Here is a 19,500-nt window from a genome sequence, read left to right as displayed (position 1 = left end):
GGCCGTGGACGCCAAGCGAACCGGGTCGCAGTGGACGGTCTACATTTCGGGGGGCTCAAAGAATACCGGCAAGGATGCCCTGCAGTGGATTACCGAAGCCGAGCGGCGGGGTGCGGGTGAAATCCTGCTGACCAGCATGGACCGCGACGGAACCAAATCCGGTTTCGACCTCGAACTGCTTTCCGCGGTAAACGACCGGGTCTCGATCCCGGTCATCGCCAGCGGGGGTGCGGGGACGGTCCGGCACTGTATCGATGCGGTCAAGACCGGCAAGGCGGATGCCGTCCTGGCGGCCAGCATCTTTCACTTCGGAGAAATTGACATAGCTAATCTCAAGGAAGAACTGGGGAAATCAAACATCCCGGTACGTAACACAAAAGTATAACTTGTACCGTGCCGTTTCCGGTAGGTAATCTGGAAGGACAGGTTTTACGGTGTTTTTCGGAGTTTCGGCCTACTCCAGCAGGCAACAGACAAAATGAAAGACGGAACGCTAAATACGCTTTAGGCAACAGGTATACCATGATTGATATCAACACCTTAGACTTTGAGAAAGGCGGGGGACTTATGCCCGCTGTGATTCAGGATGCGGATAATTTCCAGGTACTCATGCTGGGCTATATGAATGAAAAGGCCCTCGAAACCACCCTCGAACAAGAGCGGGTAACGTTTTACAGCCGCACGAAAGAGCGGCTGTGGACCAAAGGCGAAACCTCGGGCAATTTCCTGGAACTGGTAGACCTGCAGCAGGATTGCGACCACGATACGCTGCTCGTGCTGGCCCGTCCGCAGGGACCCACGTGCCATACGGGCAACCGGTCCTGTTTTTTCCAAAAAGAATTCAAGCCGAAGCAAAATCTGGATTTTCTCAACCGCCTGGAACAGCTGATCGCCGGCCGCAAGAGCGAACGGCCGGAGGATTCTTATACTACGCGTCTCTTCGATGAAGGGGTGGATATGATTGCTCAAAAAGTGGGTGAAGAGGCGGTGGAAACCATTATCGAGGCCAAAAATAACGACGGGAACGCCTTTGTGGGCGAGGTCTCGGATCTGCTTTATCACCTGATGGTACTGCTGGCGGAAAAGGATATATCGCTGGCACAGGTGGTGGGACAACTGGAGGAGCGGCACCAGCCGGAATAATTTTTATGTTTCGGCTCCGGTCCCTGTTTTTTTATCCCTGCCGAACCTTTATTCCGTCATCCTATTTATGTAAGTTCCCGCCTTCTTAATTACCATCAAACCTGTTACTCTTCATGAAAATTACGATCGACCAGCACGAAGGAACTCACATGGAAGCCGCTAACGAGGAAGGGGGACTTATCCGGATGGATGGCTCCAGAAGCGTAGGCGGACTGGAAGGGGGAATGAGTCCCATGCAGCTTTTACTGGCCGGTGCGGGCGGATGCAGCGCCATCGATATCATCGGCATCCTGGAGAAACAGAAACAGGATCTGCAGGATCTCGAGGTCGTCGTGGATGGAGACCGGCAAAAGACCGGGACGTATTCGGAGTTCAAGACGATCCATCTCCACTATATCTTTACCGGCGACCTTGACCAGCGCAAGGTGGAACGCGCCATCAGCTTATCGCTGAACAAGTACTGCTCGGTTTCCAAAACGCTGGAAAAGACTTCCGAGATTACCCACAGCTACGAAATTAATCCTCCTCAATAACCGTCATGAGTAAAAAAGACCCGGAAACAGACGCCATACGAACGCAAACCCCGCACACGGATCAGCGGGAACACTCAACCCCGCTGTTTTTGACGTCGAGCTTTGTCTTTGACTCGGCCGACCACGCCCGCGCGCTTTTTGCCAATGAAGTGGAAGGCAATGTCTACAGCCGGTATTCCAATCCGAATGTTGACGAGTTTGTTCAAAAGATGTGTCAGCTGGAAGAGGCCCCCGCCGGGGTAGCCACCGCTTCGGGCATGTCGGCTATATTCTCCAGCCTTGCCGGCCTGCTGGAACAGGGCGATCACGTGCTGGCCTGCCGGTCGCTGTTTGGCTCGTCGCATCAGATTCTCAACGGTATTCTGCCCAAGTGGGGCATCGGTTATTCCTACGGAAATATCGATACCCCGGAAGAGTGGGAGTCGCTTATTAAGGACAATACCCGGGTGCTTTTTCTGGAAACACCCTCCAACCCGGGACTGGATCTCATCGACCTGGAATGGGCGGGACAGCTGGCCGAAGCTCACGGACTGATTATGATTGTCGATAACTGCTTTGCCACCCCATACCTGCAAAAGCCGATGGCATACGGGGCAGATATCAGCCTGCATTCCGCCACCAAATTTATCGATGGACAGGGACGCGGTATCGGGGGTGTGATTGTCGGCAAGGAGCGCTATATTGATGAAATCAGCTTTTTTACCCGCCATTCCGGACCGGCCCTCTCTCCTTTCAATGCCTGGTTGTTCTCCAAAAGCCTGGAAACCCTGCCCGTCCGCATGGACCGTCACTGTGAAAATGCGCTGACGCTGGCAGCATTCCTGGAAGAGCAGCCGAAGGTGGAATGGGTCAAGTACCCTTTCCTTCCGAGCCATCCCCAGCATGCGCTGGCTCAAAAGCAGATGAAGAAAGGAGGCGGTGTCGTCTCGTTTAACATCAGCGGGGGCTATGAAGCGGCCAAGCAGTTCCTGGACAGGCTGAATACCCTTTCGCTGTCCGCCAACCTGGGCGATACCCGCACCATAGCCACCCACCCGGCTTCGACCACCCATTCCAAACTAACCGACGAAGAACGGGCGGCCGTCAATATTACGCCCGGCATGGTGCGCATTGCGGTGGGACTCGAAGCGATTGAGGACATTCAAGAAGATATTGAGCAGGCACTCGGCTAAGGGCAGCTGGGTAACCTGTGTTTTAACCGTGAAGAGGACTTGTATTTTCAACGAACGCATAAATGAAACACTGTTCCCCTGCCGCACTGATCACTGATCCGTAACACACCCCTCGGAAGCGGAAGAGACCAATTGGGCATACTTGTACAGCGTGCCGCTGGTAACCTGCAGTGGCGGGGCCTCCCAGTGCTCGAGGCGCTTTTCCAGCTCCTCGTCGGAAAGCTCTACCTTTATGATGCGCTCATCGGCATCAATAGTGATGGTGTCTCCATCTTCGATCAGGGCGATCGGTCCGCCGACCTGCGCCTCCGGCGTTACGTGCCCAATTACAAAACCGTGGCTCCCGCCCGAAAAGCGCCCGTCGGTAATAAGCGCCACCTCTTTACCGAGTCCCGCTCCCATGATAGCCGCCGTAATTGAGAGCATCTCGCGCATCCCGGGTCCCCCCCTGGGTCCCTCATACCGTATAACGACAACATCCCCTTTCTGTACTTTTCCATCCTGGATGGCTTTCAGGCTCTCCTCTTCCGAATTATAGACCCGGGCCGTTCCGGTGAACTTGGTCCCCTCTTTACCCGTAATTTTGGCTACTGCACCCTCCGGAGCCAAATTGCCGTACAAGACCTGCAGGTGTCCCGTCTCCTTTATCGGGTTCTCTACCGGTGCAATGATGTTTTGCTCTTCAAACAAACCGGGTACATCGGCCACATTCTCTTCCAGGGTCTTGCCGGTAACCGTGAGGCAATCTCCCTGCAGAAATCCCTCTTTCAGCAACAGTTTCTGCACTGCCGGGACGCCCCCCACATTATAAAGGTCTTCCATCATATATTTGCCGCTGGGTTTGAGATCGGCCAGAAAAGGCGTGCGGTTGCTGATCTCCTGGAAGTCATCAATGCTGAAAGGGACTTCGGCCGACCGCGCAATCGCCAGCAGGTGCATCACCGCATTCGTCGACCCGCCGAGTGCCACCGTAATCGTGACCGCATTCTCCAGAGCTCTTCGGGTGATGATATCCCGCGGCTTGATGTCTTCTTCCAGCAGGTGCAGGATAGCCTCTCCCGCCTTCCGGCATTCCTCTGTTTTTTGGCGGTGGGTAGCCGGAATAGAAGAACTGAACGGGAGACTCATGCCCATCGTCTCAATCGCCGAGGCCATGGTATTGGCGGTATACATACCCCCGCAGGCCCCTGCGCCGGGACAGGCATGCCGGATAACCTCATTCAGCTCATCCTCATCAATATTGTCGGAAAGATATTCGCCGTAGGATTCAAAGGCTGACACGAGATTGAGATCCTCTCCATTGAGCTTGCCCGGACTGATGGTGCCCCCGTACACCATGATCGAAGGACGGTTCAGGCGGGCCATGGCAATCACCGAGCCAGGCATATTCTTGTCACACCCCACAATCGAGATATTCGCATCATACCACTGGGCCCGCATTACGGTCTCAATGGAGTCGGCAATAATTTCGCGCGACTGCAGAGAGTATTTCATGCCCTCCGTACCCATGGAAATGCCGTCACTCACCCCGATGCTGTGAAATATCAGTCCCACCAGTCCCGCATCCCAGGTGCTCTCGCGGACATGCCTTGCCAGGTCATTAAGGTGCATATTGCAGGGATTCCCCTCCCACCCGGTACTGGCGATGCCCACCTGGGCTTTATCCATATCTTCATCCGTCAATCCCGCACCGTAAAGCATGGCACGTGAGCCCACCTGAGATTGCTGTTGCGTAAGTTGAGAACTGTACTTATTGAGTTTACGGCCCATAAAATCCATTATCTTTATCTGTTTAAAAAACTGTTTCTGGTATTCGGAAATCCAACCCGTATCTCATATGAGGGTTCTTTCTTTGGTTGTAATGAACCTACAGCCGTAACGAAAGGAGTGGGACCTCCTTACCTCACCAAAAATATTCGGGTTGCACAACCGAGGCTAACCATTTCAAATAACGTTTAAAAACTAAAAGAATCCACGAACTAAACAAGAGAAAAAAATAAAAAAAGTTGCTTTTTTATTTGACAACGAATGCTCCTTTTTCTATCATGCATATTCTTAATTGAAAAGACAGCAACCGTTGAATACACAAGTATCACATACATCCGCTACTGCAGCACCTTCCGAAACTTTATTCGGATTGTCCGCGCAGGATTATATTTCATTGATATTCGTTCTCTCGTTGTTCATATCGGCAGCTGTTTCTATCTCTCCTGAAATAGGTTTAATTAGTATTCTACTTATTCTACCTGTTCTAATTTCTGGCATTATTAACCTAATTCTAATTATCAGCTAATAATAGCAGCCAGGGGTTAGAATAAAAGTTCAACTAACAAGTTTACTTCCTTCTGACCTCTGGTGGGAAAAGTATATTTACCAGGTCACATGGCACAAGCAAAAACACAACCAATCGACAGTGCAACAAACAAATCCCAGACACCCGAACCCGCTGTTTTAAACGGCGCGGAACTGCTGATCCGAACCCTTAAAGATATCAGGGTTGATACTATTTTCGGCTATCCGGGCGGGGCGGTACTGCCTATCTACGACGCACTATTTGACGAGCATGATATTAACCATGTGCTGATACGACATGAGCAAGCGGGTGCACATGCCGCTGACGGCTATGCCCGCGCTACCGGCAAGGCCGGAGTGGTACTGGTGACGTCCGGACCGGGCGGCACCAATACGGTCACCGGTATTGCCACCGCCGCGATGGATTCCATTCCCATGGTTGTATTCACGGGACAGGTGCCGACGGAGCTGATCGGCAATGATGCGTTTCAGGAGGCGGATATTGTGGGCATTACCCGTCCCATTACCAAGCACAACTACCTGGTCAAAGACGTCAATAATCTCGAACAGGTGGTCCGGGAGGCCTTTCATGTAGCGACAAGCGGGCGCCCGGGTCCGGTGCTGGTGGATCTTCCCAAGGATATGCTGAATACCGAATGCCGCTACAGCGGACTCAAAAAGATTTCTATCCCCAGCTATAAGCCGACGGAAGAGGGTCATACAACACAAATTTTCAAGGCAGCCCAACTGCTCAGCAAAGCCAAAAAACCGTTGATCTATGCCGGCGGAGGTGCGGTACTGGGAGAAGCCTGGGAAGAACTTACGGCGATGGCCGAACGGTTGAACATCCCCGTTACCACTACGTTAATGGGACTGGGCGGCTTTCCGGAAAGCAAGCCGCAATCGGTGGGCATGCTGGGCATGCACGGCACCTATTATGCGAATATGGCGATGACCGAATGTGATGTATTACTGGCCGTCGGGGCCCGGTTCGATGACCGGGTTACGGGCCGGCTGGATGGTTTTTCTCCCCATTCCAAGAAAATTCATATCGATATCGACCCTTCCAATATCGGCAAAAACGTTGCGGTGGATATTCCCATTGTTGGCGATGTCAAAAAAGTACTGCCGGGCATCGATCGTCAGGCGACAAAACCTGATACTGAGGAGTGGTGGGACACCATCAATACCTGGAAGCGCGAACATCCGCTGAAGGTACCTGAATCGGAAACAACGATTAAACCTCAGCTGATGATCGAACGAATCTCGGAGTTTACCAATGGAGAGGCTATTGTTGTGACGGACGTCGGCCAGCACCAGATGTGGGCGGCGCAGCATTATACCTTTAATTACCCGCGCTCGTTCCTCTCCTCCGGGGGACTGGGAACGATGGGCTACGGGTTCCCGGCGGCCATGGGAGCGGCTTTCGGCTGTCCCGACCGTACGGTGGTCTGTATCACGGGCGACGGCGGCTTCCAAATGACGGCTTATGAACTGGCGACGGCCGTCGAATATGAGGTTCCCCTGAAAATTGCGATCATGAATAATGAATGCCTGGGGATGGTGCGGCAGTGGCAGGAGCTGTTTTTCAACAAGCGCTACAGCCACTCGATCCTGAAGAAAGGGAATCCCGATTTTGTGAAACTGGCCGAAAGCTACGGGGCCGTCGGCCTCCGGGCCACCAACCCCAAAGAAATGGACGAGGTCCTGGAACAGGCGATGGCGATCCATGACCGTCCCGTGGTTATGGATTTCAAGGTTGAAGAACACGAAAATTGTTATCCGATGGTTCCCGCAGGCGCCGCATTAAACGAAATGGTCGAGGGCGACGAGTAAATAATGAAACAGACAAACAATGTGACGAAGGAAAAAACAGGTGAAAAACACACGCTCTCGGTACTGGTCAGCTATAACTTAAACGCCCTTTCCCGCATTATCGGCATTTTTAGCGGCAAAGGGTTCGAAATCGACAGTATCAGTTTTGGGTCAGGCAAAAAATCAGACCTGGCCCGTATCACCATCACAACGCACGGCGATGTACAGATTATTGAGCAGATCACCAAACAGCTCAACAAGATTATTGACGTCGTGAAAGTCAATGACCTGACCTACGACAGCTTCGTGGATCGGGAACTGGCCCTCATCAAAGTGACCGCCACCCGATCCAGCCGGTCGGAAATCATGCAGATAGCCCAGGTTTTCCGGGCCAAAGTCATTGATATCAGCCCGGAGAAACTGACGATTGAAGTGACCGGTAACCGTGATAAAGTTAATGCCTTTATCGGTATGCTCTATCCTTTTGGAGTGGACGAAGTAGCGCGGACCGGGAGTGTAGCGCTCAAAAGAGAATTTGACGGAAATGTATAATATATTCTGGAAGAAATAGAATTAAACTCATAAATCATTAAACGAAGAAGTAGACATGAAAGCTAAAACGTATTATAACGACGATGCCGACCTTAACTATCTAAGCGATAAAACGGTTGCCATCATTGGGTATGGTAGTCAGGGACACGCACATGCTCTGAATCTCAAAGAAAGTGGCATTGATGTCGTCGTGGGACTTCGGGACGGCAGTTCCTCGCGCGAAGATGCCCAAAAAGCCGGCCTGAAGGTATTGCCAACGGCGGAAGCGGCCGAAGCCGGCGATATCGTCATGATTTTAATCCCCGACCAACACCAGGCTGATGTCTATAAAAAAGAAATTCAACCGCATTTAACGGAAGGCAACGTACTGGCCTTTGCCCATGGCTTTAACATTCATTTCGGACAAATAGAGCCCGATCCCGATGTAGACGTATTTATGGTTGCCCCCAAAAGCCCGGGCCATCTGGTGCGCCGCGTGTATCAAAAAGGCTCCGGTGTGCCCTGCCTGATCGCTATCGAGCAGGATTACACGGGAACAGCCAGGGAAACCGCCCTGGCGTATGCCAAGGCACTCGGCGGAACCCGGGCCGGCGTACTTGAAACGACCTTTGAAGAAGAAACCGAGACCGACCTTTTCGGGGAGCAGGCCGTGCTTTGCGGCGGTGCATCCGAGTTGGTCAAACAGGGATTTGAAGTTCTTGTAGAAGCCGGCTATCAGCCCGAAATCGCCTACTTTGAGTGTCTCCACGAGCTGAAGCTGATTGTAGACCTGATGTACGAGGGCGGCATTGAACGCATGTATTACTCGGTCAGCGACACGGCCGAGTACGGGGGACTTACCCGGGGGACCAGGATAGTCGACTCTTCGACAAAAGAGCGTATGAAAGCACTTCTCAAAGAAGTGCAGGACCATACGTTTGCCAACGAATGGATCCAGGAAAACAAGGACGGGCTTCCCAGGCTTAAATCGCTGCGCAGTGATCTGAGCAAACATAAAATTGAAACCGTAGGCAGGGAACTCCGCTCCATGATGGACTGGATTGACAAAGACAATGAAGAAGTCGCAGAAACAGCAGCTGAATAATGAACAAATCAATCAACATATTTGATACCACGCTCCGGGATGGAACCCAGGGCGAAAAAGTGGCTTTTTCTGCAGAAGATAAGCTGCGGATCGCCCGGCAGCTGGATGACTTCGGCATTGATTATATCGAAGGCGGATGGCCGGGCTCCAATCCCCGTGATATGGAATTTTTCAAACTGGCGGCCGATGCCTCGTTCGAGCATGCCAGGATTGTGGCTTTCGGCAGTACCTGCCGGGCGGGGTCGTCACCGGGGGAGGACCGAAACCTCCAGTTACTGGTTGAAGCGGGCACTTCTGTCGTCTGTATTTTCGGCAAGAGCTGGTTACTTCATGTTGAAAAAGCACTGCAAATTACAGCGGAACAGAATATTGACATCATTCGCGATTCCGTCGACTTCCTCAAACAGCACGGCAAGGAAGTTATCTATGATGCCGAGCATTTTTTTGACGGCTATAAATCGGATCCCGGGTACGCGCTCTCCACGCTCAAGGCAGCGGAAGAGGCCGGTGCCGATACGGTCGTTTTATGTGATACCAACGGGGGGACCCTGCCGTACGAGGTATCCGAAATTGTGGCTGAAGTACGCAGACAGGTTGACATTCCGGTGGGTATCCACGCCCACAACGACTGCGAGCTGGGGGTGGCCAATGCCATGGCCGCCGTACGAAGCGGGTGCAATCATGTACAGGGAACTGTTAATGGCTATGGCGAGCGGTGTGGCAATACCAATCTCTGCTCGCTGATTCCGAACCTTCAGCTCAAACAAAATTATGAATGCATCCCTGATGAAAAAATGGAAGAATTGACGGCCCTTTCGCGATTTGTAAGCGAGCTGGCCAATCTGAATCCTGATATCCGTCAACCGTATGTGGGACGCAGTGCCTTTGCCCACAAGGGCGGCATCCACGTCAGCGCGGTGATGAAGAATGAGGATACCTACGAGCACGTTCGTCCAGACCGGGTGGGCAACAGCCGGCGGGTACTGGTATCGGACCTGTCCGGCCGAAGCAATGTCAGCTATAAAGCCGAGCAGCTGGGCATCAAACTGGACAAGTACGGTGAGAACGTATCTGAAATCGTACAAAAGCTTAAAGAGCTGGAGAACCAAGGCTATCAGTTTGAAGCGGCTGAAGCTTCATTCGAGCTTCTGGTCAAACGGATGACGGGCGTATGGGAAGAGTTCTTCAAGCTGGAAGGATTCCGTATCATTGTGGAAAAAAACGTTTCCGGCAGCTCGCGCACGGAGGCTACCCTGCGTATCAAAGTCAACGACCAGGTGGAACACTGTGCGGCCGAAGGCAACGGACCGGTCCACGCTCTGGATAAAGCACTGCGGAAAGCCCTGCACAAATTCTACCCGGAAATAAGCAATATGCATCTGAACGACTACAAGGTGAGGGTACTGAATGAAAAAGACGGTACCGGTGCGGATGTGCGCGTACTTATCGACTCGGCTGAGCACGGGAAAAGCTGGGGCACGGTGGGCGTATCTCACAACATCATTGATGCCAGCTGGCAGGCTCTTACGGACAGCTTTGGCTATTACCTGGCCCAGAAACAGAAAAGCATACAACAAAAAGAAGCCATTTAATTCATGATTGGAAATATGAATATCCTGCATACAGCACCAAATATACTACACTGTTATGTTATGACAGCAGAACGAATAACAGTTTTACGTCGCCTGCAACCTTGCACTATTGTGAGAATTTAACTTTCAATATCTTTAACTCCACCACTATGGAAAACCAAATTAAAATTTTTGATACGACACTTCGAGATGGAGAACAGTCTCCGGGATTTAGCATGAACCAGGATGAAAAACTGCGGCTTGCCCTCCAGCTTGAACGTCTAAAGGCGGATGTTATCGAAGCCGGTTTTCCCATTGCATCGGAAGGAGACTTCAAAACGGTTAGAAAAATAAGCCAGCAGATCAAGGAAAGTACCGTCGCTGCGCTCTGCCGGACGACCACCAGGGATATCGACCGGGCAGCAGAAGCTGTTGAACCGGCAGCCAGGCCTCGAATCCACACGTTTATTGCTACATCGGACATTCACATGGAGTATAAACTGAAAAAAAACAGGGAGCAGGTCCTGCAGTCTGCGGTATCAGCCGTGGAATATGCCGGCAAATTCTGTGATGAAGTGGAATTTTCGGCCGAGGACGCCTCACGCAGTGATCCTGAATTCCTGTACGAGGTTTTTACGGCCGTGATTAATGCGGGGGCCAGGGTCATCAACGTGCCCGATACCGTGGGGTATGCCCTGCCCTGGGAATTCGGAGAGCTGATCCGAAGTATCCGCGAAAATGTGCCCAATATTGAACAGGCCACCCTGAGTGTGCACTGCCACAATGACTTGGGAGTAGCCGTCGCCAATTCGCTTATGGCCGTGCGTAATGGCGCACAACAGATTGAATGTACCATCAATGGCATCGGGGAACGGGCAGGCAACGCTTCGCTCGAAGAAATTGTTATGGCGATGGCAACCCGAAAGAATAACATGGGCAAATATACGAATATTGCGACGGATCAGCTGATGCCTACAAGCAAACTCCTCACGGAGATCACCGGAAACAAGGTACAGCTGAACAAGGCCATCGTCGGTGAGAATGCGTTTGCTCATGAAGCCGGCATTCACCAGCACGGCGTCCTGAACAACCCGATGACCTATGAAATTATGACCCCGGAATCCGTGGGCTTAACCGGCAACAAGATTGTGCTCGGTAAACACTCGGGCCGCTTTGCACTCAATAAAAAGCTCCAGAAACTGGGATATTCTCTCGGCAAGGATGAATTGAACCAGGTCTACCTGAAGTTCACTAATCTTGCCGATGAGAAAAAAATCGTTGACGAGCAGGAACTGCTGGCACTGGTCAGTGAAACACTGCCCCAGCAGAAGGTTTCGGGTGATACGACGATGACCAGTTAACTCTCACTTACTTAATTTCAAATACTCTTAAAAGATCAGAATTATGGGAATGACCCTCACCGAAAAAATATTAGCAAACCACAGTGGTGCTTCCTCCGTGGAACCCGGCGAAAGTGTCTGGGTAGACGTAGATGTACTGATGACCCATGATGTTTGCGGTCCCCCGTCAATCGGTATTTTTAAAAATCAGTTTGGCGAAGATGCCCGCGTATGGGATAAAGAAAAACTTGTCATCATTCCGGACCACTACATCTTCACCAAAGATAAATACGCCAACCGCAATGTGGATATCCTTCGGGCTTTTGCTGCGGACCAGGACCTCCCCTATTTTTATGATGTCGGTTCCGAGGATTACAAGGGTGTTTGCCACATCGCTCTGCCGGAAGAAGGATTTACGCGGCCGGGCGAAGTGCTTTTTGGTACGGATTCCCATACCTGTACGGCCGGAGCATTCGGACAGTTTGCCACCGGCATCGGGAATACGGACGCCGCTTTTATCATGGGAACCGGCCAGCTCTGGGTCAAAGTGCCCGAAACGATGCGTTTTGATTTTGAAGGCACTTCTATGCCGCCCTATATTATGGCTAAAGATATCATTCTGAAAATTATCGGCGATATCGGTGTTGACGGCGCCACCTACCGCACCATGGAGTTTGGCGGTCCCGGCATCAGCGTCATGTCCATGGAAGACCGGATGACCCTCACGAATATGGTCATTGAAGCGGGAGGCAAGAACGGGGTCGTCGAACCGGATGCCAAAACGGAAGCGTATGTTCGACAGCGCACCGACAAGGATTTTGAACCCGTCTACAGCGATCCGGATGCAACCTACCACAGCAGATACCAGTACAATCTCGAAGACATGGTACCGATGGTCGCAAAGCCCCACAGCCCGGATAACAAAGCCACGGCCCTGGAGCTGGAGGGCACGGAGCTCGATCGCGCCTATATCGGCTCGTGCACGGGGGGTAAATTGTCTGACTTTGAAGCGGCGGCAGAAATTATTGCCGGTAACGACCTTAAGCTTGACACCTATATTGTACCCGCCACGACCGAAATTGCAGAGGGACTTGAAACGCATACCCTGAACGGCAAACCGCTGATTGATATTTTCAGAGAAGCGGGCTGTAAAATCGGACAGGCGTCCTGCGCGGCCTGCCTGGGCGGACCCTCCGATACGTTCGGACGGCTCAACAACCAGGAGGTTTGTATCTCTACAACCAACCGCAACTATCCGGGACGCATGGGCTCCAAAGAATCGCAGGTGTATCTTGCTTCCCCGTATACCGTGGCGGCATCGGCCGTAACCGGAAAGATTACGGACCCGCGTGTCTTTATACAGCAAACCGTTATATAGTATACAGATCGAATCACCAATCAATATTATTTCTTCATAATTTATTATGGCTAATCAGCAGCAAATTATTACAGGAAAAGCGTTTGTGCTCGGTAAAAATATCGACACCGACCAGATTATTCCCGCGGAACATCTCGTATACAGTTTAGACGACCCGGAAGAGCGAAAGTTTTACGGCCGTTATGCCTTATCGGGCGTGCCGGATGCCGAATCGGGGCTCCCCCAGGGAAACATCCCGCTGGTCGAGAAAGACCGGTTCGAAAGTGAGTTTAATATTATTGTGGGGGGACCTAATTTCGGGTGCGGGTCGTCCCGCGAGCATGCCCCGGCCTCCCTGGATATCGCCGGCGTGCAGGCCATCATCGCCCCCACCTTCGCACGCATATTTTACCGCAACTCGGTAGACGGCGGCTTTGTCATTCCCTATGAAAGTCTCAAGGACCTGAGCAAGGAAGTACACACCGGCGACGAGCTGGAAATCCATCCCCAGGAGCGGGTGGTTAAAAATATCACCCAAAACGAAACCTATGACATTCGTCCCCTGGGCAGCGTTGCAGATATTGTAAATGCCGGCGGGATTTTTGAATTCGCACGAAAAGAGGGGATGATTCCATGTCAATAACCAAAGAAATTGCAGTACTACCCGGCGACGGTATCGGACCGGAAGTGACCTCAGTGGCCGTCAAGATTTTACGAGCTGTCTGCGAGCGTCACGATTACACATTGAAAACGGAGAACTACGAGGTCGGCGGAGCCAGCATTGACCGCTTCGGACGTCCCCTTACCCGGGAGGCCCTGGAGGCCTGTAAAAAAGCCGATGCCGTCTTGCTGGGCGCCGTGGGCGGCTCCCAGTGGGATGACCAGCCCAAGGACAAGCGTCCCGAAGCAGCGCTCCTGGGCTTGCGCAAGGAACTGGGCCTCTACGCCAACCTGCGTCCCATAAAAACCTACGAATCGCTTATTCACGCCTCTCCCCTGAAAGAGGAGATCATACGGGACGTGGACATTATGATTGTCCGCGAACTGACCGGCGGCATCTATTTCGGCCGACCCCGCCTGATCGAAAAAACCGAAACCGGCGAGCGCGGCGTGGACACCCTGATTTACACCACCGAAGAAGTTGAACGGATCGTTCATACCGCTTTTGAAACGGCCGCCGTCCGCAATCGCAAGGTCACTTCTGTCGATAAGGCGAATGTGCTCGACTCCTCGCGGCTGTGGCGGCGCACGGTGACGGAGTCGGCCAAGCAGTGGCCCGAAATAACCCTCGAGCACATGCTGGTCGACAACTGCGCCATGCAGCTGGTGCGGTATCCCAGTCAGTTTGACGTGATCGTGACCGGCAATATGTTCGGCGATATTTTGAGCGACGAAGCCTCCATGATCACCGGTTCCATCGGTATGCTTCCCTCCGCCAGCCTTGGAGAAGAGCACGCCATGTACGAACCCGTGCACGGTTCGGCGCCCGACATAGCCGGGGAAAACAAAGCGAATCCCCTGGCAACCATCGCTTCCGTGGCGCTTATGTGCCGGTATTCCCTGGATATGCCCGAGGCCGCACGGGAAATTGAAGAAGCCATTGAAACCACCTTAAACGACGGGTTCCGAACCGGCGATATTTCGACCGACCCCTCCAAAGAATATGTGGTCGATACCTCAGAGATGGGCAGCGCCGTCCTGAAGCACCTCAATCCCAATTTACAGCCGGGTACGCTGCTGTAGGTAGCTGGGTATTTGACCGTAGGGTATCGGGATCCGGTTCCGGAGAATATAACAGGTATAACAAAGACGAATATGCCAGGATTCAGAACCCTGGCATATCTGTTTTGCGAGAAATACGGGCTAAATGGGATACTACCAATTTTAAAACAAAGATCATGGCTCATAATAAGAGCGCAAAAAGTTATACACTCCTTACGACCGCCGTGGTCGCTATCGCTTATATTATTTGTCTTCAACCTGCCCTCCCCGCTCAGGCACAAAACCTTTCCGTCAGTGACAACGACCGGTATTTGGTCAAGGAAGACGGCTCTCCTTTTTTTTGGCTGGGGGATACGGCATGGGAGCTTTTCCACCGGCTTGATCGCGAAGAAGCTACCCGGTATCTGGAAAACAGGGCAGCAAAAGGCTTTACCGTTATCCAGGCGGTCGTGTTAGCCGAGCTTGACGGGCTCGCCACCCCCAATCCCTATGGAAATATCCCGCTGGCTGACCACGATCCCACTCAACCGAACGAATCCTATTTCGAACATGTCGACTTTATCGTTGACAAGGCGGAAGCGTTGGGACTCTATATCGGGATGCTTCCGACCTGGGGAGATAAGTTTAACAGGAAATGGGGCGAAGGACCTGAAATTTTCACTCCGCCGAACGCCCGGGATTTTGGCGCTTTCCTGGGCAGGCGGTACAAAGACGATCCGATCATCTGGATTATGGGAGGCGACCGCAATCCCGAAACAGAGCAGCATCATGAGATCATCCACGCTATGGCCCAGGGCATTCAACAGGGTGATGATGGTACCCATCTCATGACGTATCACCCGCAGGGAGGGAGTAATTCAAGCCAATGGTTTCATGATGCCGAATGGCTGGACTTCAATATGTTCCAGTCGGGACACGGAAAGGTCGACAACAAAAATTACAGGATGACGCTTTCCAATTATCAGAAATCCCCGGTGAAGCCTGCGCTGGACGGCGAACCGTGCTATGAAGATCATCCCGTTTCCTGGGATCCCGAAAATGGCTGGTTTCATGCTTTTGATGTACGTCAGGCAGCCTATTGGTCGATGCTGACCGGGGCCTTGGGACATACCTACGGCAACCACAACATTTGGCAAATGTGGGAGTCCGGCCGAGAACCGGTATCTTCGGCCCGCACTCCGTGGTATGAAGCAATGGACTATCCCGGGGCTTTTCAGATGAAACACCTTCGGACCCTTTTTACGTCCAGGCCATTTAACAAACTCATTCCAGACCAGGAACTTATAGCAAAAGATCCATTACAGGGCGCTGCTCCCGCCCGCGCAGCGAGCGCCCGGGACAACAGCTTCGCCCTAATTTATGTCCCACACGGACAAAGCCTGGATATAGATCTCTCGATGTTTGACAACCATATTGTTAAAGCCTCGTGGTTTAATCCCCGGATGGGTAAAAGCATACACTTGAAATCATTTAAAGCCCAGCAAGTTCACTCTTTTGATCCCCCTGCGGACCCCAGGCGAGGCAACGACTGGGTGCTCGTTATCGATAAAGAAGAGGTTGAATATCCCCCTGTCCGTTGAGGAGAAGATATCCGGTTGAGGTGGTTTGTTATTTTGGAAGGGGTCATCCAGCATCCGAAAAGGCTGACTGACTGAGTCCTTCAATTCCACGACTCCACCAGCAGCTCTTCCTTCTCCTCTTTCTCCGCCCACCGGTCCGCCTCGGGCATGGGATCGGTAGTCTGATCAATGTGATAGTCGATCCACTGCTCGGAGAGCCGGTCGTTCAAATCTATATAGTGCTCCCACTCCAGGGGTACTTCGTCATCGGGATAGATAGCCTCTACCGGGCACTCCGGTACACAGGCGTCACAATCGATGCACTCAAAGGGATCTATTACCAAAAAGTTGGGTCCCTCACGAAATGCGTCAACCGGGCAGACAGATGCGCAATGAGTGTATTTACAATTAATGCATGGTTCAGCAACTACATACGCCATCGTTAGATTTTATTTATTAGTCGAATTAAAGTTAGAATTATTATTTAAAGGGCTTAAAAAAACCAATCCGTTTTCCCGAACGTCGTCATTTTCAGGATTTCCTTTCATTAGCAATATAGGTATAGGTATAGGTATAGGTATAGGTATAGGTATAGGTATAGGTATAGGTATAGGTATAGGTATTCCGGAGATTCATTGACAGGCTCAGAATGACAAGCTTTTATAATTTTTCATAGCTTTCTATTGGTACTGTGTGTATACGCACCATTGAATATCATGCCTCAATTTCTTCTATGGCTGATGCACCCAGGGCGTCGGTTACGACCTCCTCGCCTACAATCTCAGCGGTCCTCTGATAGGCTTCCTTTATCGATCCCTTCCGAAAAAAACTCAGCACATCAGAATCGATGACCTCATACCAGAGCCGCTTTCGCGTTTCAAACCGGGAATAATGCCGCGACATCGGCTTCCTCAGCTTCTGCATGAAGTCCAGGAAATCTCCGTACTCGGGACCAAATTCCTTCTCGAAGCGCTGGCGCAGCCGCACCGACAGAGCCGGGGCCGCACCGCTGGTCGATATGGAAATGGTCAGCGGGCCGCGCTTTACGATAGAACCAAAGGCAAAGTTGGCATGAGGGATATCATCCATTACATTCACGAGGATGCCCCGCTCCCTGGCTTCCTGGTATACTTTTTTGTTCACGTCGCCTTCATATTCGGCCACGATAGCCATGAAAGCTCCCTCCAGGTCGCCCTGCTTATAAGTGCGCGGGATCCACTTGAAGCGGTTTTCACCTGTCCAACGCCGCATTTTATCGGTTAAATGGGGACTGATAACCGTGAGCTTTGCATTTCGCTCTAACAGCTGTTCCACCTTGCCCTCGGCCTCGCGGTCGCCCCCGACCACGACGGTCCGGCGTTCATCCAAACGCCGTAAATAAATTGGAAACATGTCCATCTTACTGCCCATTGCCATTAAAATTTTTCTTCGTTCCGTTGCCGTTTTTCTGTGCAGGGAGATGAATGCCGCATTCTGTTTTCTCTAATCCTTTCCAGCGCCCTGCCCGCTCATCCTCCGCGTCGTTATCCACCGTCTGGGTACACGGGATACATCCGATGCTCGGATACCCCTCGTCGTGCAGTGGATTATAGGGAAGCCCTTTGCCCCGGATATAATTCCACACTTCCTTGCCCGTCCAGTTCGCCAGGGGATTGATTTTCACCACCTTGTTTTCCGGATCCCATTCGACAAACTGGGTATTCTTTCGGTCCTCGGACTGGCTTCTGCGCAGCCCGGTGATCCAGGCCTTTTTGTCGGAAAGATAATTGCGCAGCGGAAGGACCTTCCTGAGGTGGCAGCAGCGGTTGGGATTCGTTTCCCATAGCTTTTCTCCATATTTTTCAGCTTGTTCCTCCACCGAAAGACCCGATGTGACCCTGGTGATCTCAAGATCAAAGCGTTTTTCGACCCGATCTTTCAACTCGTAGGTTTCATTAAATAACAAGTGAGTGTCCAGATAGAAAATGGGAATATTGATCCCAAGCTCCCACAGGCGATAAATCAAAAACATTCCTGAGGGACCAAAACCGGTGCCCAGCACCATATCGGTCCCGAAGGTGTGGTATCCCCAGAACAGCACCTGGCTGGGACCCGCTACTTCGAATTGCCTGTTGAGGCTATCCAGAAATTCCTTTGACAACTTCTGATTGGGAATGATTTCTTCTTTAAGCTCATGCATTGTTAAAATATTTTAACCAGCAAATTGCGCTCGGGGTCTGGAATTTGAAATAGTTTCCTGTTGGACACTTTCTCCGGTCTTGCTATTAAACCAGGCCAGCTCACTGCTTTTGGCCGCCAGCTCTCCAATCACGATGGTCGCCGGTGGTGACAGCGATTCGGCCTCTTCGGCAATGGTCTCCAGCGTTCCCAGTACCGTTTGTTGAGACGGGTAGGTCGCCTGCTGAATAACACTGACCGGGGTATCCGATGGACGCCCGAGCCGCGTGAGCGTCTCAGCTATCTTCGGAAGACTTTTCACTCCCATAAGTATGACCAGCGTATCGGCATTAACCAGGTGCTCCCAGTTGGCAAAAGTATCGGCATTTCTGACCGTATGGCCGGTAACGACCGTAAACGACCGGGCCACCTTGCGATGGGTTACCGGAATGCCGGCGAAAGCGGGAGCGGCCAGTGCGCTGCTTATGCCGGGCACGACTTCGAATGAAATATTTGCGGCCTTCAGCGCTTCACACTCTTCGCCTCCCCGCCCGAAGACAAAGGGATCCCCTCCTTTCAGTCGGGCAACAACCTTTCCCTCGCGGGCTTTGGCGACAAGGATACGATTAATTTGCGACTGAGAGACGGAAGGCTTGTCGGGACGCTTACCCACATACAGGTGTTCCGACCGGTCTGAGGTCATCGCCAGGAGTTCGGGATTGGCCAGGCGGTCGTACACAATGACGTCTGCCTTTTTCAGAACCCCTGCCCCCTTCACCGTAATCAAATCGGGATCGCCCGGACCCGCTCCCACAAGATAAACTTTGCCGTGGGTATGGTATGTTTGAGTGCTCATAATAGTTTTCAATGATGGTTATACAGAGACTGCTTCGGTTTCTTCCACGTCAACCCGGCTCCAAAAGTCACTAAAAGACTCGCCATTCATCCGGTTTTTGCTAAAGTGTTCCAGCAGAGGCGTGACTTCCTCAACCAGGTTTTCGCGTTCCACCAGGTCTTTATATTTTCTGTTCAGCCGTGTACCCGAAGGATCTCCACCAATAAAGATGGTATATTTGTCGAGGGAACGACCAACAAATCCTATGTCGGCCACATAGGGACGGGAACAGCCGTTCGGACAGCCCGTCATGCGGACGGACAGTTTCTCATCTTCGAGTCCGAGGCCGTGCAGCACATCATCCAGAT

Annotated in this window: 18 protein-coding genes and 1 pseudogene; 13 read left to right on the top strand and 6 right to left on the bottom strand. The window is 52.0% G+C overall.

Annotated elements, in window-relative coordinates:
* The 4 genes from ACESLU_RS03905 to ACESLU_RS03890 all read left to right on the top strand — a co-directional run.
* A partial coding sequence (locus ACESLU_RS03905; protein WP_372635413.1) for a HisA/HisF-related TIM barrel protein occupies positions 1-385 on the top strand: 385 nt, incomplete at its 5' end.
* Between the two features lie 137 nt (positions 386-522).
* The gene (gene hisIE / locus ACESLU_RS03900; protein WP_372635411.1) at positions 523-1,143 is read left to right on the top strand and encodes a bifunctional phosphoribosyl-AMP cyclohydrolase/phosphoribosyl-ATP diphosphatase HisIE; all 621 of its coding nucleotides are present in this window, start codon (positions 523-525) and stop codon (positions 1,141-1,143) included.
* A 113-nt stretch (positions 1,144-1,256) separates the two neighbouring features.
* Positions 1,257-1,676, top strand: a complete 420-nt coding sequence (locus ACESLU_RS03895; protein ID WP_372635408.1) for an OsmC family protein — start codon at positions 1,257-1,259, stop codon at positions 1,674-1,676.
* Between the two features lie 5 nt (positions 1,677-1,681).
* Positions 1,682-2,848, top strand: a complete 1,167-nt coding sequence (locus tag ACESLU_RS03890; RefSeq protein ID WP_372635406.1) for a PLP-dependent aspartate aminotransferase family protein — start codon at positions 1,682-1,684, stop codon at positions 2,846-2,848.
* A 90-nt stretch (positions 2,849-2,938) separates the two neighbouring features.
* On the opposite strand, the gene ilvD is transcribed toward ACESLU_RS03890, so the two are convergent.
* Positions 2,939-4,618: a dihydroxy-acid dehydratase gene (gene ilvD, locus ACESLU_RS03885; RefSeq protein WP_372635416.1), complete on the bottom strand. Its 1,680-nt coding sequence runs from the start codon at positions 4,616-4,618 to the stop codon at positions 2,939-2,941.
* A gap of 612 nt (positions 4,619-5,230) precedes the next feature.
* On the opposite strand from ilvD, the gene ilvB reads away from it, so the two are divergent.
* The 9 genes from ilvB to ACESLU_RS03840 all read left to right on the top strand — a co-directional run bounded on the left by ilvB (position 5,231) and on the right by ACESLU_RS03840 (position 16,161).
* Entirely contained in the window at positions 5,231-6,976 is a 1,746-nt protein-coding gene (gene ilvB, locus ACESLU_RS03880) for a biosynthetic-type acetolactate synthase large subunit (RefSeq protein WP_372635403.1), read from the top strand.
* Between the two features lie 3 nt (positions 6,977-6,979).
* Positions 6,980-7,507 (top strand): acetolactate synthase small subunit, encoded by a 528-nt coding sequence (gene ilvN / locus ACESLU_RS03875; RefSeq protein ID WP_372635400.1) that lies wholly within the window; start codon positions 6,980-6,982, stop codon positions 7,505-7,507.
* A 55-nt stretch (positions 7,508-7,562) separates the two neighbouring features.
* Entirely contained in the window at positions 7,563-8,591 is a 1,029-nt protein-coding gene (gene ilvC / locus ACESLU_RS03870) for a ketol-acid reductoisomerase (RefSeq protein ID WP_372635396.1), read from the top strand.
* Complete coding sequence (gene cimA / locus ACESLU_RS03865) at positions 8,591-10,183, top strand: citramalate synthase (protein WP_372635393.1); 1,593 nt, start codon at positions 8,591-8,593, stop codon at positions 10,181-10,183. The genes ilvC and cimA overlap by 1 nt, the downstream gene beginning before the upstream one ends.
* Before the next feature lie 149 nt (positions 10,184-10,332).
* Positions 10,333-11,523 (top strand): 2-isopropylmalate synthase, encoded by a 1,191-nt coding sequence (locus ACESLU_RS03860; RefSeq protein ID WP_372635391.1) that lies wholly within the window; start codon positions 10,333-10,335, stop codon positions 11,521-11,523.
* A gap of 43 nt (positions 11,524-11,566) precedes the next feature.
* Positions 11,567-12,880 carry an aconitase/3-isopropylmalate dehydratase large subunit family protein gene (locus tag ACESLU_RS03855; protein ID WP_372635388.1) on the top strand — a complete coding sequence of 438 codons (1,314 nt, stop codon included), beginning with the start codon at positions 11,567-11,569 and terminating at the stop codon, positions 12,878-12,880.
* A 46-nt stretch (positions 12,881-12,926) separates the two neighbouring features.
* Positions 12,927-13,502, top strand: coding sequence for a 3-isopropylmalate dehydratase (locus ACESLU_RS03850; protein ID WP_372635385.1), 576 nt, complete (start codon positions 12,927-12,929; stop codon positions 13,500-13,502).
* Positions 13,493-14,602 carry a 3-isopropylmalate dehydrogenase gene (gene leuB / locus ACESLU_RS03845; protein WP_372635383.1) on the top strand — a complete coding sequence of 370 codons (1,110 nt, stop codon included), beginning with the start codon at positions 13,493-13,495 and terminating at the stop codon, positions 14,600-14,602. The genes ACESLU_RS03850 and leuB overlap by 10 nt, the downstream gene beginning before the upstream one ends.
* 155 nt (positions 14,603-14,757) lie before the next feature.
* Positions 14,758-16,161, top strand: coding sequence for a glycoside hydrolase family 140 protein (locus ACESLU_RS03840; RefSeq protein ID WP_372635380.1), 1,404 nt, complete (start codon positions 14,758-14,760; stop codon positions 16,159-16,161).
* 80 nt (positions 16,162-16,241) lie between these two features.
* On the opposite strand, the gene ACESLU_RS03835 is transcribed toward ACESLU_RS03840, so the two are convergent.
* The 5 genes and pseudogenes from ACESLU_RS03835 to ACESLU_RS03815 form a co-directional block, all read right to left on the bottom strand.
* Positions 16,242-16,580, bottom strand: a complete 339-nt coding sequence (locus ACESLU_RS03835; RefSeq protein WP_372635377.1) for a 4Fe-4S binding protein — start codon at positions 16,578-16,580, stop codon at positions 16,242-16,244.
* Positions 16,581-16,854: 274 nt separating this feature from the next.
* A complete protein-coding gene (locus ACESLU_RS03830; RefSeq protein ID WP_372635375.1) occupies positions 16,855-17,538 on the bottom strand; it encodes a bifunctional precorrin-2 dehydrogenase/sirohydrochlorin ferrochelatase in 684 nt (227 codons plus the stop codon).
* 1 nt (position 17,539) lies between these two features.
* Entirely contained in the window at positions 17,540-18,319 is a 780-nt protein-coding gene (locus ACESLU_RS03825; RefSeq protein ID WP_372635372.1) for a phosphoadenylyl-sulfate reductase, read from the bottom strand.
* A gap of 12 nt (positions 18,320-18,331) precedes the next feature.
* Complete coding sequence (gene cobA / locus ACESLU_RS03820) at positions 18,332-19,153, bottom strand: uroporphyrinogen-III C-methyltransferase (protein WP_372635369.1); 822 nt, start codon at positions 19,151-19,153, stop codon at positions 18,332-18,334.
* Between the two features lie 18 nt (positions 19,154-19,171).
* Positions 19,172-19,500, bottom strand: a pseudogene (locus ACESLU_RS03815) (NADPH-dependent assimilatory sulfite reductase hemoprotein subunit); the annotation flags it as partial.

The organism is Fodinibius sp., assembly GCF_041642155.1.
Classification (GTDB): Bacteria; Bacteroidota; Rhodothermia; order Balneolales; family Balneolaceae; genus Fodinibius.
The sequence above is the reverse complement of the archived record's forward strand: the minus strand, read 5'-3'. Positions and strand labels throughout refer to the sequence as shown.

Coding starts and splice junctions, on each gene's coding strand:
- ilvN (WP_372635400.1), top strand. CDS start 6,980: ATGAAACAGACAAACAATGTGACGAAGGAAAAAACAGGTGAAAAACAC.
- ACESLU_RS03830 (WP_372635375.1), bottom strand. CDS start 17,538: ATGGACATGTTTCCAATTTATTTACGGCGTTTGGATGAACGCCGGACC.
- cobA (WP_372635369.1), bottom strand. CDS start 19,153: ATGAGCACTCAAACATACCATACCCACGGCAAAGTTTATCTTGTGGGA.
- ilvC (WP_372635396.1), top strand. CDS start 7,563: ATGAAAGCTAAAACGTATTATAACGACGATGCCGACCTTAACTATCTA.
- cimA (WP_372635393.1), top strand. CDS start 8,591: ATGAACAAATCAATCAACATATTTGATACCACGCTCCGGGATGGAACC.
- ACESLU_RS03855 (WP_372635388.1), top strand. CDS start 11,567: ATGGGAATGACCCTCACCGAAAAAATATTAGCAAACCACAGTGGTGCT.
- ilvB (WP_372635403.1), top strand. CDS start 5,231: ATGGCACAAGCAAAAACACAACCAATCGACAGTGCAACAAACAAATCC.
- ACESLU_RS03825 (WP_372635372.1), bottom strand. CDS start 18,319: ATGCATGAGCTTAAAGAAGAAATCATTCCCAATCAGAAGTTGTCAAAG.
- ACESLU_RS03890 (WP_372635406.1), top strand. CDS start 1,682: ATGAGTAAAAAAGACCCGGAAACAGACGCCATACGAACGCAAACCCCG.
- leuB (WP_372635383.1), top strand. CDS start 13,493: ATGTCAATAACCAAAGAAATTGCAGTACTACCCGGCGACGGTATCGGA.
- ACESLU_RS03860 (WP_372635391.1), top strand. CDS start 10,333: ATGGAAAACCAAATTAAAATTTTTGATACGACACTTCGAGATGGAGAA.
- ACESLU_RS03895 (WP_372635408.1), top strand. CDS start 1,257: ATGAAAATTACGATCGACCAGCACGAAGGAACTCACATGGAAGCCGCT.
- hisIE (WP_372635411.1), top strand. CDS start 523: ATGATTGATATCAACACCTTAGACTTTGAGAAAGGCGGGGGACTTATG.
- ilvD (WP_372635416.1), bottom strand. CDS start 4,618: ATGGGCCGTAAACTCAATAAGTACAGTTCTCAACTTACGCAACAGCAA.
- ACESLU_RS03850 (WP_372635385.1), top strand. CDS start 12,927: ATGGCTAATCAGCAGCAAATTATTACAGGAAAAGCGTTTGTGCTCGGT.
- ACESLU_RS03840 (WP_372635380.1), top strand. CDS start 14,758: ATGGCTCATAATAAGAGCGCAAAAAGTTATACACTCCTTACGACCGCC.
- ACESLU_RS03835 (WP_372635377.1), bottom strand. CDS start 16,580: ATGGCGTATGTAGTTGCTGAACCATGCATTAATTGTAAATACACTCAT.